Genomic DNA, 14,300 nt, shown 5'->3' with positions numbered 1-14,300 from the left:
CAGAGGTACTCGGCGTAGGCGTCCAGCACCGCCAGCACCTCCGCCTCCCCGGCCGGCGGCAGTTGGAGCACGACCTCCTCGACGCCCAGCTCGGCGTAGTGCGCGAGCTTCCCCGGCGCGGGCAGCACCGCGTACGGGACGACCTGGAGGGCGGCCGGGTCCCGCCCCGCGTCCGCCCACACGCCCCGCAGCACCGGCAGTGACTCGGTGAGCCCGCGGCCGCCGATCGGCAGCCACCCGTCGGCGTACTCCGCGATGTGCGCGAACAGCTTCGGCCCCGCGGCCCCGCCGATCAGCGTGCGCGGCCCGGTGACCGGCCCGCGCGGCTTCTGGACCGGCTTGGGGTACGCGGACGACGCCCGTACGCTCCCGAACTCCCCTTCGTAGGCGGTGGGTTCGTCCGCCCACAGGGCCCGCATCAACGCCATCCGGTCCCGGCCCAGTTCACGCCGGTCGCGCCAGCGCACCCCGTGGTCGGCGGCCTCCTCGACGTTCCAGCCGAAGCCGACGCCGAGGGTGAAGCGGCCGCCGGACAGGTGGTCCAGGGTGGCGATCTGCTTGGCGAGGCCGATCGGGTCGTGCTGGGCGACCAGGGTGACGCCGGTGCCGAGACCGAGGCTCCCGGTGACGGCGGCGGCCTGGCCGAGGGCGACGAAGGGGTCGACGGTACGGCCGTACTCACGGGGCAGGTCGCCGCCCACCGGGTACGGGGTGGTCCGCTCCACGGGGATGTGCGTGTGCTCGGGCAGGTACAGCCCGGCGAACCCACGGGCCTCCAGCTCACGAGCGAGCCGGACCGGGGCGATGGTCTCGTCGGTGAGGAAGATCGTGACGGCTATGCGCATGCCCCATCTGTACCGGCGGTGGCGCGATATGTCCATACCGACCAGTCGGCATCACCCGTCCCGCCTTTCACACGGCTATGCACAGGGCAGACGGACGCCTGTGGATTCCCTGTCCTTCCAGGGGAGTTCACGTCGAGAGGGGAGAGTGACCGGCATGTGTGAGGAGACGCACGGCATCGGCAGACGGGCTCTGTTCGTGACGGGCGCCGCGGCAGCCCTTACGTTGGGACCCGTGAGCTTCGCGGCGGCGGACGACGGTCAGGACCAGGAGACCCGGACGGTGAGCGGCACACTGCCGCCCGGCTGCCCGGACTTCGTGTACGTACCGGTCGAAGTACCGGCCGGCGTACGCGAGATCAAGGTCGCCTACACCTACGACAGGCCGGGCGTCCCGGCCGGCACCACGGGCAACGCGCTCGACATCGGCCTCTTCGACCAGCACGGCACCGACCTCGGCGGCAAGGGCTTCCGCGGCTGGTCCGGCGGCGCCCGCACGGAGTTCTTCGTCCGCGCCGACGACGCGACCCCCGGCTACCTCCCCGGCCCGGTCGGCGCCGGCACCTGGTACGTCGCCCTCGGCCCCTACACCGTGGCCCCGCAAGGCCTGTCGTACGAGCTGACGATCACCCTCACGTACGGCGAACCCGGCACCCCCGTCCGCCCGGTCTACCCGCCCTCCCGCGCCAAGGGCCGCGGCCGGGACTGGTACCGGGGCGACTGTCACCTGCACTCCTGGTACTCCGACGGCCGCCGCACCCCCGCCGAGATCGCGGCCCTCGCCCGCGCCGCCGGCCTGGACTTCATCAACTCCTCCGAGCACAACACCCACTCGGCGCACGCCCACTGGGCGGACCAGGCCGGCGACGACCTGCTGATCATGCTCGGCGAGGAGGTCACGACGCGCAACGGCCACGTCGTCGCCCTCGGCACCGACCCCGGAACCTTCGTCGACTGGCGCTACCGGGCCCGCGACAACCGCTTCGGCCACTTCGCCCACCGGATCCACAAGGCGGGCGGCCTGGTCGTACCGGCGCATCCGCACGCCACGTGCGTGGGCTGTGCCTGGAAGTTCGGCTTCGGCGAGGCCGACGCCGTCGAGGTCTGGAACGGGCCCTACACCCCCGACGACGAGGTGGCGCTGTCCGCCTGGGACGCCACCCTGGTCGCCTCGGTGCGCGACAACCGGCAGTGGCTCCCGGCGATGGGCAACAGCGACGCCCACCGCGATCCCGACGCCGTCGGCATGCCCCAGACGGTCGTCCTCGCCGACGACCTGAGCCGCGCGGCCGTCCAGGCGGGCCTGCGCGCGGGCCGCTCCTACATCGCCGAGTCGAAGAACGTGACGCTGAACTTCACGGCGACGGGCGGCCGCGGCGAACGGGCGGGCATCGGCGAACGCCTCGCCGTCGCCCCCGACACCCCGGTGACCGTCCGCCTGGCGGCCTCCGGCGTGCCGCGCTGCACGGTCCGCTTCGTCACCGACGAGGGCGTCCTGCTCACCAGCGATCCGCTGCCGGTCGCCGGGTCGGGCGTGGTGGAGTGGCGGACGACCCCGTCGTACGCGGCGTACGTACGGGCCGAGGTCCGCCACGAAACGGCCGCGGGCCCCGTCCCCGGCGCCCTCGCGGCCCTCACCAACCCGATTTTCCTGGGGCGTTGACACCGCCTCGCCGCGGCACCCGTCTCGGCCCTGTTCTCGTATATCCACCGCCAGGTGGCGTGTGGCGCTGAGTAACTACACGGGGCCGCGGTCGCGCTGCTGAAGAGCGGCGAAGTCGGCGCGTGCCGTATCGACGGCCTCCGGGTACGCCTGGGTCCTCTCGTGCTCGGCGAGGGCCCGGTAGATGCCGGCGACGGACGGGTTCTGTCCCTTGCGCTTGCCGGTTGGGATGATCAGGCCGGGCTGGATCTGCTCGACGGACCCGCCGAGCGCCTTGCGCCGCAGCACGGTGTGCAGCATGTCGTCGGTGATGACCGGGAGCCGGCCGCCGTACTTGCCCTTGCGGGCTGCGGTCTCCAGCCCCTCCAGCGTCGGCTCCCGGATGTTCTCCCGCTCCGTCTCGGCCATCGCGGCGAAGAAGCCGAAGGGTTCTGAGAGCGGATCCGCTCCCTGGTGATCTCCGGCCGGTCCTGTCTGATCTCGCTCGGGCAAAGGGTCGTCGTTTGTGAGAGGACCGAAGCGGAACCGGGCTTACACCAACCGCTGCCGGCCCGGCGGCGCGCTACGACCCCTGCGCGGCTCGGCGGCGGACGCGGATGCCCGCGCGGCGCGGTCTCGTCTTGGCGGTCGATCCGGTGTTGCTTCGTCCGCCGCGAGCTGTCGGCGGGTTCGGGTGGTGCGTCCATACGCACCACCCGAGCAGCGCGGTGACTATTCAGGCAGGGGGAGGTGCCCGATCACCTTCTGGCCGACGAATGCGGACGTCCGCACCGCGTGGTAGGCGTAGTCACGCATGGTGTCCTCGTAGGTGCCGATGCCGTCGAGGAGAGGTTTGTCGCCGTGGGCGACGGCGAGCAGTTGCTCGCCCAGGGTGTGCGCGTCGCGCAGCGCGGTGTTGGCTCCGATGCCCAGGGCGGGGCTCATGGCGTGGATCGCGTCGCCCATGACGGTCACGTTGGAGGGTTCCCAGGCGTCGACGGGTACGCAGCTGCGGCACTTGAGGGCCTGCACGGTGGCGGTGTCCCACAGTCGGACCGTGTCGACCAGGGCGGGGTGCCAGGTGGCGACGCGCTGCAGGGCATGCGCCTTGAGTTTGTCCGGGCCGGCGGTGAACAGCTCGTCGTCGGGGAGCATCTGGCCGGCGAGGGAGTTGAAGATGCTTAGCGCGTAGTTCGCGGTGGCCTCACGCCGGAAGTCGGGCTCCTGCTCCGCGATCAGTGGCGAGGCGGGGTCGGTGCGCTCCAGCGGGCCAAGGGTCAGCCCGGTGAAGTCGGCGGCGTAGGCAAGCGAGAAGGCGTTGAACATCTGCTCCGGCAGCTTGGCCTTGGCCTCGTCGGTGAGGTGGATCTTCGCGGCGATGTGCCGCGAGCCGAGATCGGCGATCCGGACCTGGGGTAGGCGCTGGGCGCGCACGGAGGAGTTGATGCCGTCCGCGGCGATCAGCACGTCGGCCTCGGCCGTGGCCCCGCCTTCCAGTAGCACGGTGATCGTCGAGTCGGGGTTGGTGCGGTAGCCGGTGACCCGGGAACCGAAGTGCGCGGCCTTCTCCAGGCCGAGGTGGAGGATGCGGCGCAGGGTCGAGCGGCACACCACCAGGTGCTCGGGGATATCGGTGGGCACCCCGGTGCCCTCGGTGGCCGACCTGTCCCGGCCAGGGCGAAGGTTGAACTGTTCGTCGAACAGCAGCATGTCATCGCTCGGCATGCCGCAGGTCGCCAGGAACAGCTCCCACAGACGCGGCTCCAGCGCTGCGTGCAGCGCGGACGTGCCGGTGGAATTGATGTGGATTCGGTACCCGGCCTCGCGTGCCGCCACGTCGGCGTCGCGCTCGTAGACGGCCACGTCCAGGCCGTTCCGGTTCAGGTGGTGGGCCAGCGTCAGCCCGGCGAGTCCGCCGCCGGCGACGACGATACGCATTCCAGACACAGTACTCCCAGTGCAGATTTCTTCTCGTACTCGGAGCACACCAGGACTCCCCTAAAGGGGAGGACGTTGACGCAGCAGAGCGGAAACCCGGTGCCTGCGGTCCGGACTACCAACCGGAAAGCAATTTCGTGTGCCTTGAAAGCGTACACCGAAAGCCCGCCATCAACAGCGGATCATCCCTCTGATGTGCTGTTCTTCACTGATCTCGTACTCCCGCAGCGACTGCCGAGATAAATGGCGAGTCCAGTCTTGACGAATCGATGGAAGTCTGGTCAGGGAGAAGATGATTTGACCGTCCCGGGAATTTCTGCCCGTATTCGCTCAATTGTTGTCTTGCCGCACATCGGATGGAGTGGAAAGGGTTGCCCCCGCCGGGATCCGAGCAGGATTGGACCGTCGCTCGGACGGACAGGTCGAGATCGAGGCGGGTGCTCATGTCCAGCTCGAACCGGTCGTACGGATTCACGTGAGTCCAGAACAGCGGCGACAGCGCCCCGCGGTCCGCGTCGGTGAGGCGTGCTGCCCACTTCGGATCGGTCCTCCCGCACCCACCCCACCCCTCGCCGCCACTCGTCCGGCTCAACGTGGCGGCCGGGGCGGGGAAACGAGGGCCAGGGAAGTTACTCGGTGCTACCGCCACGTGGCGGTAGCCACACGAGAAAAGGGCCGTCTCCGAGGCGCCGGCGGTCACCGTCGGCGGCGAGGCTCCGCGGTGCTCACCAGGTCTGCTCGGAAGCGCGGACGAGGACCTCGTTGACGGAGACCCGGCGGTGGCGGGTGACCACGAACGAGACCGTGTCCGCGACGTCCTCGGGACGCAGCATCTCCATCCCGGCCAGCTGCTGGTCCAGCGAGGCCCTGATGTGGTCCCGCGAGTGCGTGACGAACTCGGTGTCCACGGTCCCCGGTTCGATCACGCTCACCCGCAGGCGCTGCCGCATGACCTCCTGGCGCAGGGCCTCGGTGAACCCGTTCACGCCGAACTTCGTCATGCTGTACACCGCCGTGCCCGGCCGGGCCACCCGCCCGGCGGTCGAGCTGATGTTGACCAGGTCCGCCACCCGGCGGGGCGAGTCCTCCGCCGCGCGCAGCAGATGCGGCAGCGCGGCGTGGGTGACGTGCAGGAGGCCGTGCACGTTCACCGCCAGCATGCGTTCCCATTCCTGGGCGGGCGCGTCGAGGACCGGTCCGGGCAGCCCCGTGCCGGCGTTGTTGACCAGAACGTCCAGGCGGCCGAGTTCGGCCACCACCCGCTCCACGGCGGCGGCCGCCTGCCCCTGATCCGTGATGTCGGCCACCACCACGAGCGCCGTCCCGCCGGTGGCGACGATCTTTCCGGCGAGCTCGTCGAGCCGGTCGCGGCGCCGGGCCAGGACCGCGACCGCGGCCCCCTCGGCGGCGAGGCCCAGGGCGACCGCCGCGCCGATACCGCTGCTGGCGCCGGTCACGAGGGCAACGGTGTTCTGCAGACGTGCGGTCATGACCGTCTCCTTGATTCAGATCGGGAGGGCTCGGCTCGGGAGAACCGGGGATCGGGAGGGTTCGGACCGGGTTGACTCCGGGCCGCCGGTGGCGCGAGCGCGGGCTGCCGCCGTACCCTCACATCCGGAACGCGAACCGGAACCGGTTCCGGTTGACGTTCCGAGAGTAAGCGGAACCGGTTCCGGTTTGCAAGGGCGGCAGGAAGGGGGTCGGCTGTGACCGGCCACGAGGGGGACACGGCGCGGCCCCGCAGGCCGCTGCGCGCGGACGCGCAACGCAACGAGGACCGGCTGCTGGAGGCCGCCGCGGCCGCCTTCGCCCGGCAGGGAGCGGGGGCCTCGGTCAAGGACATCGCCCGAGCGGCCGGCGTGGGCGTCGGCACCCTCTACCGCCGGTTCCCGTCCAAGGAACTCCTCATCGAGGCGATCTACCGACAGGAGGTACGGCGCCTGTGCGAGGCGGCACCGGAGCTCACGGCCGTCCTGCCACCGGCTCAGGCGCTGCGGACCTGGATGGAGCGCTTCACCGACTTCATGGCCGCCAAGCAGGGCATGGCCGAGGCGCTGGCCGTGGTGCTGACGGACGACAGCGACAAGCTGCACACCCGGACTCTGCTCGCCGACGCCCTCACCCACCTGCTGGATGCGGCCGAAGGACAGTCGGTGGCACGACCGGGGGTCGCCGCCCAGGACGTGCTGATGGCCCTGGGCGGGATCAGCCTCATCGCCGCCAGCGAGGAGCAGCGCGCCCTGGCCACCAGGCTGATCGACCTCCTCCTGCACGGCATCGTGACGAACTGACCCGCCGTGCGGTCTCCCGGCGGCCTCGGGTCTCCGCCGCACGCCCAGTTCAATGCTGAAGCCGCACCAAAGTGCACCGAAGCGCGTCAAAAAGCATCAAAGCCGTCCGCGTCCAGCCGCTCCACGGCGGCCCGCAGGTCGTCGCGCCCGCCCGCGGTCCCGACCTGCCCGGCGATCCGCCCCAGGGTGACCGGAGTTGGTCGTCGTCCGGTCCCGCCGCTACTGGCGGCCCTCCCGTCGGCGCTCGCCGCGCCGCAGTGCGCGCCGCTGCTTTCCCGGCAGGGTGGCGGCCAGCTCGCCCACCGGGGCGACGTCGTGACATGCGCCGTCACGGCCGCCCCGGCACCACCACACCGGCGCACCGGCCGCGTCCGTCGCGCCCCCGTACCAGTCGGCGGCGGTCCCCGGGGGACGAGGGTGCACGCCGAGCTTGTGTTCCCAGCAGACCGGCCAGACCTGCCAGAGCAGCTCCATGACCGTCTCCTGCGCCGCTTCCGCGACCACGGTCAGCACGGTCGCCTCGTCGTCCGGCTCCAGAGGGTCGTCCTCCTCGGGGTCCCACGGGTTCACCGCGTTGCCCTGCCAACGGCCGTCGGGCATCGCCACGTAGACCTGTCCCCTGTCGACTCCGCCCGGGGGCAGGGTCGGTCGTGGGTCGATCATCAGTACCAGCGCGTCCTGCCCCGGCAAGGTCGCCGTCAGGTCACGGTTGACCACGGCGAGCGCGGCCTCCAGCTTCGGCCACTCACCGGGCCCGGCCCGCCTGGGCTCCGGGCGGGGCTGCCGGTCATGGCCAGGGCCGGTACGCGCATACGAGAAGTAGCTCACCGGGGCATCGTCGCACTCGCGCCGTGCCCGGCCGGGCGAGGGCGGCCCGCGCACCCGGTCCGGCCCATGTCGGGGAGGGCAAGAAACTCCGTGGCTCCGGCGGAGGCGGAGAGCGGGCCGGTGACGGAGCAGCCCCGAAAACCACGTGCCCCCAGCCCTGCTCCTCCTTACGCTTCCCGTCATGGACAGCGCCTGGGCCGGGGATCTCGTCAACGTCGTGGACGTCGAGGCGACCTGCTGGGCCGGTTCCCCGCCGCCCGGCGAGGTCAGCGAGATCATCGAGATCGGACTGACCGTCATCGATCCGGCCGCCGGCGAACGCCTCGCCCGGCACCGGATCCTGGTGCGGCCCGCCCGGTCCACGGTCAGTGAGTTCTGCACGGAGCTGACGGGCCTCACCCAGCCTGAGGTCGACGAGGGAACCACCTTCACCGAGGCGTGCCGGCTGCTGGCGGCCGAGCACCACGCGGGCGCCCGGCCGTGGGTCAGCTGGGGCGACTACGACCGCCACCAGTTCACCCGCCAGTGCCAGGCCACCGGGACGCCCTACCCCTTCAGCCGCCGACACACCAACGCCAAGGCTGCCTTCACCGAGGCGTACGGTCTGCGCAAGCGCCCCGGCATGGCACAGGCCCTGCGGATCGCCGGCCTGCGGCTCGAAGGCCGCCACCACCGGGGCGAGGACGACGCCTGGAACATCGCGACCCTCGTGCTTCACCTCTCCGCACGGGGCAGCTGGCCGGCTCCGGTCGAACACCTGGCCTGACACCGTGGGGGAACTGACGGAGCTCGCGGAAAGGGTCGCGCTGATCGACGCGTGTGTCGAGCCCATCGCGAGAAGGCCGGTGGATCTCACCGACCTCGACTGGGTGGTGCACCGCCCCCCAACTCCCCCACCACCGTCCGCACAGCCGACGCCACCCCGCCCCGGAACGTCCGCACGGTCGGCGCCGCGGCGTTCGCCGCCCTGCTCGACCTGGTGAAGTCGGCCGACGTACGGTGAGGCCAGGGCCCGCCTCCGAAACAGGGGAACCATGTCCGATCGCAGATTTCGTGTCACCACCGCGTTCCAGCGGCACGTCGCCAACCCGCTGACCCGGCTCATGCCCTTCCAGACCCTGCTGGAGACCACCGGCCGGGTCTCCGGGCAGCCTCGCCGCACCCCGCTGGGCGGGCGGCGGGTCGGGGACAGTTTCTGGCTGGTGTCGGAGTTCGGGGTGAAGGCGCAGTACGTGCGGAACATCCAGGCCGATCCGCGGGTGCGGGTGCGGATCGGCGGGCGGTGGCATCACGGCACCGCCCACCTGCTGCCCGACGACGACCCGGTCGCCCGGCTGCGCACCCTGCCCAGGGGCAACAGCATGGCCGTGAAGGCGCTGGGCACGCAGCTCCTGACGATCCGGGTCGACCTCACCGACTGAGCGCTCTGCCGGAAGTGCCGCGGCATGCCGACCGCCGACCGCGGCGCCGACGTGGCTGGTCGCACGGTTTCCCCGCGCCCCTGCGGGGCGCCGGACCCGCTCAGGTCAGCTGGCGGCCTTGTAGAACGCGTACGTCGCCGAGTACGGCACCGAGATCTGGTCCGTGCCGGTGCACGTCGCCGCCGGGGCCACGCCGCCCTCCGTGTCCAGGCGCTGGACGTAGGTGACGCCCTCGAAGGTGCCGGCGCCGCGGGTGGCCGTGGCCTTCAGGAGCAGCTCGGGGACGGCGCCGTCCTTGGGGGACGTGGCGATCGCCGAGGCGTTCACCGCGCTGCCGTCGACCGTGGAGACCCAGACCGGGCCGCGGGAGTGCAGGGCGACCGGGCGGTGGGCGCGGTCCCGCTTGTCGGAGAGGGTGGCGGCGGGCTCCAGGAGCTTCCAGGCGCCGTCGGTGCAGGTGTAGGTCTGCACACCGTGCGCGGCGTACACGCCGGTCAGCTTGTTGCCGTCGGGCACGGCGAGCGCGGCGGGGGCGTGGACGGCCGGGAGGTGGGCGGGCCGCGCGGAGTAGGCCTGGACGGCGGTCGTGCCCAGCAGGGTGGCGGCGGCCGCGGCGGCGACGGCCGTGGTGGTCAGAGCGATTTTCTTGGCGAGCTTCATGGAGTGGGCTCCAGGGATTCCGTGCCTGTTCGGGGAAGGGAGCGGCCGGACGTCGACGATCCGGAAACCGGCGGTCCCCCTTGTCAGCTCCGGACGCTACGGACTCGTCGCCGGTTCCGGAACCGGTTTCCCGATCCCTGCCCGCACGGGACACCCCGCCGATCCCCAACGGGCAAGAAAAGGGGCCCAGTTGTCACCTCACCCAGGCCAGACGATCGCCTGTACCTCGCTGTAGGCGTGCAGGGCGTAGGAGCCCACGTCCCGGCCGACTCCGCTCTTCTTGAAGCCCCCGAACGGCGCCTCCATGTTGCGGCCCACCGTGTTGACGCCGACTCCGCCCGCCCGCAGCCGCCGGGCCACCCGGAAGCCCCGGGCCACGTCCCCGGACCAGACGTAGTCGATGAGGCCGAACTCGGAGTCGTTGGCGAGGGCGATGCCCTCCTCCTCGTCGTCGAAGGGGATGACGCAGACGACCGGGCCGAAGATCTCCTCCCGCGCCGCGCGCATGTCGTTCGTGCAGTCGGCGAGGAGGGTGGGGGTGACGTAGAAACCCCGCTCCAGTGACGGGCGTTCGCCACCGGTGACCACCGTCGCCCCTTCCTTCCGGGCGAGTTCGACGTACGACTCGACGCGGGACCGGTGTTCGGCGGTGATCACCGGGCCGACCACCGTGCCGGGAGCCGCCGGGTCCCCGACCTTCAACCGGGCGGCGTACTCGGCCAGTTCGGTGACCAGCCGGTCGTACAGCCCGCGCTGCACCAGCACCCGCGTCGGCGCCGTGCAGATCTGCCCGCTGTAGAAGGAGAAGGTGGTGCCGATGCCCGCCACCGCCGAGCCGACGTCCGCGTCCGCGAAGACGACCGCCGCGCCCTTTCCGCCCAGCTCCATCAACTGGCGTTTCATGTCACGCCCGCACACTTCGGCGATGCGCTGCCCGACGGCCGTGGAGCCGGTGAAGCTCACCATGTCGACGTCGGGGGAGGCCACGGCCGCCTCACCGACACCGGTGGCCCGCCCGGAGACGACGTTCACCACCCCGGCCGGAGCCCCCGCCGCCTCCAGGGCCTCGGCCATCCGGTAGACGGAGAGGGGATCCTGCGGGGCGGGTTTCACCACCACCGTGTTGCCCATCGCCAGCGCCGGCGCGACCTTGCCCGCCGGGTTGGCCCACGGGTTGTTGTACGAGGTGATGCAGCTGACCACGCCGACCGGCTGGCGCACGGCGAGCGCGCCCATCACCCCGGCCTTCCCCATCGGCCCGGCCTCGTTGATCTGCGGCGGGATCGCCCACTCGGCAGGCTCGACGGTCGCGTACCGCCGGAACCGGGCCGCGGCCACCCCCACCTGCATGGCGCGGGCGGTCCCGGTGGTCGCGCCCGTCTCGGCGCGGGCGAGGTCCGCGTACTCGCCCAGCCGGCCGCGGATGATGTCGGCGGCCCGGCCGAGCACCGCCGCCCGCTCCCCCGCCGGCGTGCGCGCCCAGCCGTCGAAGGCCTCCCTGGCGGCCGCGCACGCGGCCAGCACCTGCTCACGGGAGGCCTCCGGGGCCCGGCCCACGGTCTCCTCGGTCGCCGGGTCGACGACCTCGTAGTACCCGTCGTCGGGCGCCACCCACCGGCCCCCGACGAACAGCCGCTGCCCGTCCGCCGCCGTCCCGCTCACCGGGTGCTCACCGTCCTGGTGTCCCGCCCGGACCGCAGTACCTTCCCCGGTACGGCCCCGCTCACCACGTCGTCCCGGATGGCCTCGACGCCGTTGACCCAGACCGCCCGCACCCCGATCGCCTTCGCGTCCAGGCGCGGGCTGTCTCCCGGCAGGTCGTGCACCAGGGTGGCCTGGCCGGCGGCGATCCGCTCCGGGTCGAAGAGCACCAGGTCGGCATGGAAGCCCTCCGCGATCCGGCCCCGCTCCCGCAGCCCGAAGAGCCGGGCGGGATCGTCGGTCAGCATCTTCACGGCCTGTTCCAGACCGAGCAGCTTCCGGCCGCGCAGACAGTCACCGATGAAGCGGGTGGTGTACGGGGCTCCGCACATCCGGTCCAGATGCGCCCCGGCGTCCGACCCGCCGAGCATGACGTCCTCGTGCTGCCAGGTCTCGGCGCGCAGCGCCCAGGACGCGGGGTCGTTGTCGGTGGGCATGGGCCACAGGACGGTACGGAGGTCGTCGGCGGCGCAGATCTCGACCAGGGTGTGGAAGGGGTCCTGGCCCCGCTCCTGGGCTATGTCACGCACCACCCGGCCCGACAGCCCGGCGTTCGCCTCGCTGTACGTGTCCCCGATGACGTACCGCCCGAAGTTCGCGAGCCGCCGGAAGACCCCGGCCTCCTTCGACTGGGCACGCCGCAGCATCTCCGCCCGCACCGCGGGATCCCGGAGCTGCTCGATCCGCTCCGGAACCGGCAGCCCGAGTACCGGCCCCCACCCGGGGATGAGGTTCAGCGCGCAGAAGGTCCCCAGCGACATGTTCATCGGCGTGAGGATCGGCATGGTCAGCGCCACGACCCTGCCGCCCGCCTTCCGGGCCCGCTCACTGGCCTGGAGCTGCCTGGGCACCCGCTCGGGCACGGCGGCGTCCACGGTCAGCACGTTCCAGTTCAGGGGCCGCCCGGCCACCGCGCTCATCTCGGCGAACAGCTCGATCTCGGCGTCGCTGAACTGGTCGAGGCACCCGGCCACGATCGCCTCGATCTGCGTCCCCTCGTGCTCCCCGACGGCGCGCGACAGCGCGAGCAGCTCCGCGGGCAGCGCGTGCCGCGACGCCACCGGCTGCCCGTCCCCGTCCGAGTGCGTGCTGGACTGGGTGGTGGAGAACCCCCACGCCCCCGCGTCCATGGCCTCGTGCAACAGCCTTACGATCTGGGCCAGCTGCTCCTCACTGGGCTGCCCGCCGACCGCGTCCGCCCCCATCACGTACCGGCGCAGAGCGCAGTGCCCCACCATGAACCCGGCGTTGACGGCGATCCGCCCTTCGAGCGCGTCCAGGTACTCCCCGAAGGAGTTCCAGCTCCAGGGCGCCCCTTCCTCCAGGGCGACCAGGGACATGCCCTCGACCTTGGACATCATGCGGCGGGTGTAGTCGGCGTCGGCGGGACGTTCCGGGTTCAGCGGCGCGAGGGTGAACCCGCAGTTGCCGGCGGCGACCGTCGTCACTCCGTGGTTCAGCGAAGGCGTCGCGTACGGGTCCCAGAAGAGCTGCGCGTCGTAGTGCGTGTGCGGATCGACGAAGCCGGGCGCCAGCACGAGCCCGGCCGCGTCCTCGCTGGTACGCGATTCCTCGGTGACGGCGCCGATGACGGCGATCCGGCCGTCACGGATACCGACGTCGGCGGTGTGGGCGGGCGCGCCGGTTCCGTCGACAACGGACGCGCCCTTGATGACGTGATCGAGCATGGGGCTCCCTTTCAACTGAGGGGACTCAACCCACCCAAAGGGGCGCGGGGAACTGCGCGATCAGCCCCCACGCACCCGCAGCCGCGGTACGACCTCAGGCGGCTTCCCGGAACCGCGTGGTCCGGTGCACCGGATCCGTGTCGATCTTCGGAATCACGTGCTCCCCGATCAACCGGATCGTCTGCAGCGTCTCCTCCTTCGGCACCCCCACCGGCAGCCCGAAGCTCAGCTGGTCCGCCCCGGCCTGCTCCCACCGCTTGCACTGCCGCAGCACCTCGTCCGGGTCGCCGCAGATCAGCAGCTCCTCCTCGACCAGCAGCTCCACGAACTCCGGCGTGTACTCCGGCAGCGTCTCCGGCCACTCCGGGAAGCCCTCGGGCCGCGGGAAGGTGTCGTGGTACCGGAACACCAGCGAGGGGAGGTAGTGCAGCCCGCCGGACGCGGCGATGCGGATCGCCTCGTCGTGGGTCGGCGCGCAGATCGCCGTCGTCGTCACCATGACGTTGTCGTTGACGAAGTCCCCGACCGGTTCCGCGTTCACGATCGCCGTCTTGTACTGCTCGAGCACCCACTCCATGTCCGAGACCTTCTGGATGCTGAACCCCAGCACCCCGAGCCCCTTCTTCGCCGCCATGGCGTACGACGGCGGCGACCCGGCCGCGTACCACATCGCCGGGTGCGACTTGCCGTACGGCTTCGGCAGCACCTTGCGCGGCGGCAGCTGCCAGTGCTTGCCCTGGAAGCCGACGTACTCGTCCTGGAGCCACATCTTGGGGAACTCGGCGATGGTCTCCTCCCAGATCTCCTTGGTGTAGTTCATGTCGGTCACACCAGGGATGAACCCGAGGATCTCGTGGGAGCCTGCGCCCCGCCCGCTGCCGAACTCGAAGCGGTTACCGCTGAGATGGTCGAGCATGGCGACCTTCTCGGCCACCTTCACGGGGTGGTTGACCTGGGCGAGGGGGTTGAAGATCCCGGAGCCGAGGTGGATCCGGTCGGTGGCGTGTGCCAGGTAGCCCAGGTACACGTCGTTGGCGGACAGGTGCGAGTACTCGTCGAGGAAGTGGTGCTCGGAGGCCCAGGCGTACTTGAAGCCGGACTTGTCCGCCTGGATGACGTACTCGGTCTCCTCCATCAGTGCCTTGTGCTCGGCCAGCGGGTCTGTCTCGGCTCGCTTGCCCACGTATCCCTGTACAAAGAGCCCGAATTCCAAGGCGGTTCACCGTCCCATTTCCAGGTGGTCCCTGTGGTCCTCTGAGTCCTACGACTTTCTGACGTTGCGTCAGATT

13 protein-coding genes are annotated in these 14,300 nt (G+C 71.4%); 4 read left to right on the top strand and 9 right to left on the bottom strand.

Annotated elements, in window-relative coordinates; all coding sequences use genetic code 11:
* Positions 1–845 (bottom strand): LLM class F420-dependent oxidoreductase (locus LQ326_RS28815; RefSeq protein WP_234541707.1); only part of this gene is annotated, 845 nt, incomplete at its 3' end.
* Positions 846–999: 154 nt separating this feature from the next.
* Between LQ326_RS28815 and LQ326_RS28810 the strand changes: the two genes are divergently transcribed.
* Positions 1,000–2,505 (top strand): CehA/McbA family metallohydrolase, encoded by a 1,506-nt coding sequence (locus tag LQ326_RS28810; protein ID WP_234541706.1) that lies wholly within the window; start codon positions 1,000–1,002, stop codon positions 2,503–2,505.
* A gap of 75 nt (positions 2,506–2,580) precedes the next feature.
* On the opposite strand, the gene LQ326_RS28805 is transcribed toward LQ326_RS28810, so the two are convergent.
* The 3 genes from LQ326_RS28805 to LQ326_RS28795 form a co-directional block, all read right to left on the bottom strand.
* Positions 2,581–2,913, bottom strand: a complete 333-nt coding sequence (locus LQ326_RS28805) for a hypothetical protein (protein ID WP_234541663.1) — start codon at positions 2,911–2,913, stop codon at positions 2,581–2,583.
* A gap of 303 nt (positions 2,914–3,216) precedes the next feature.
* On the bottom strand, positions 3,217–4,422 hold the full coding sequence (locus tag LQ326_RS28800; protein WP_234541661.1) for an FAD-dependent oxidoreductase: 1,206 nt from the start codon (positions 4,420–4,422) through the stop codon (positions 3,217–3,219).
* A 725-nt stretch (positions 4,423–5,147) separates the two neighbouring features.
* Positions 5,148–5,912 (bottom strand): SDR family NAD(P)-dependent oxidoreductase, encoded by a 765-nt coding sequence (locus LQ326_RS28795; protein ID WP_234541651.1) that lies wholly within the window; start codon positions 5,910–5,912, stop codon positions 5,148–5,150.
* A gap of 216 nt (positions 5,913–6,128) precedes the next feature.
* Here LQ326_RS28795 and LQ326_RS28790 point away from each other — a divergent pair, with 216 nt between their 5' ends.
* A complete protein-coding gene (locus tag LQ326_RS28790) occupies positions 6,129–6,713 on the top strand; it encodes a TetR/AcrR family transcriptional regulator (protein WP_234541649.1) in 585 nt (194 codons plus the stop codon).
* 219 nt (positions 6,714–6,932) lie between these two features.
* Here LQ326_RS28790 and LQ326_RS28785 read toward each other — a convergent pair whose 3' ends face one another.
* Positions 6,933–7,541, bottom strand: coding sequence for a hypothetical protein (locus LQ326_RS28785; protein ID WP_234541639.1), 609 nt, complete (start codon positions 7,539–7,541; stop codon positions 6,933–6,935).
* A gap of 181 nt (positions 7,542–7,722) precedes the next feature.
* On the opposite strand from LQ326_RS28785, the gene LQ326_RS28780 reads away from it, so the two are divergent.
* Both LQ326_RS28780 and LQ326_RS28775 read left to right on the top strand, forming a co-directional pair.
* The gene (locus tag LQ326_RS28780; protein WP_234541637.1) at positions 7,723–8,307 is read left to right on the top strand and encodes a 3'-5' exonuclease; all 585 of its coding nucleotides are present in this window, start codon (positions 7,723–7,725) and stop codon (positions 8,305–8,307) included.
* 268 nt (positions 8,308–8,575) lie between these two features.
* Complete coding sequence (locus LQ326_RS28775) at positions 8,576–8,962, top strand: nitroreductase/quinone reductase family protein (RefSeq protein ID WP_234541635.1); 387 nt, start codon at positions 8,576–8,578, stop codon at positions 8,960–8,962.
* 105 nt (positions 8,963–9,067) lie between these two features.
* Here LQ326_RS28775 and LQ326_RS28770 read toward each other — a convergent pair whose 3' ends face one another.
* The 4 genes from LQ326_RS28770 to LQ326_RS28755 form a co-directional block, all read right to left on the bottom strand.
* Complete coding sequence (locus LQ326_RS28770; protein ID WP_234541619.1) at positions 9,068–9,622, bottom strand: DUF3455 domain-containing protein; 555 nt, start codon at positions 9,620–9,622, stop codon at positions 9,068–9,070.
* A 198-nt stretch (positions 9,623–9,820) separates the two neighbouring features.
* Positions 9,821–11,284 (bottom strand): aldehyde dehydrogenase family protein, encoded by a 1,464-nt coding sequence (locus LQ326_RS28765; RefSeq protein ID WP_234541618.1) that lies wholly within the window; start codon positions 11,282–11,284, stop codon positions 9,821–9,823.
* Positions 11,281–13,011: an N-acyl-D-amino-acid deacylase family protein gene (locus tag LQ326_RS28760; RefSeq protein WP_234541616.1), complete on the bottom strand. Its 1,731-nt coding sequence runs from the start codon at positions 13,009–13,011 to the stop codon at positions 11,281–11,283. The genes LQ326_RS28765 and LQ326_RS28760 overlap by 4 nt, the downstream gene beginning before the upstream one ends.
* A 94-nt stretch (positions 13,012–13,105) precedes the next feature.
* Positions 13,106–14,224 carry an LLM class flavin-dependent oxidoreductase gene (locus tag LQ326_RS28755; RefSeq protein WP_268207665.1) on the bottom strand — a complete coding sequence of 373 codons (1,119 nt, stop codon included), beginning with the start codon at positions 14,222–14,224 and terminating at the stop codon, positions 13,106–13,108.
* Positions 14,225–14,300: the final 76 nt, after the last annotated feature.

The organism is Streptomyces shenzhenensis, assembly GCF_021462265.1.
GTDB lineage: Bacteria > Actinomycetota > Actinomycetes > Streptomycetales > Streptomycetaceae > Streptomyces > Streptomyces shenzhenensis.
Note: the sequence above shows the minus strand (reverse complement) of the source record. Positions and strands in the feature narration are given on the sequence as shown.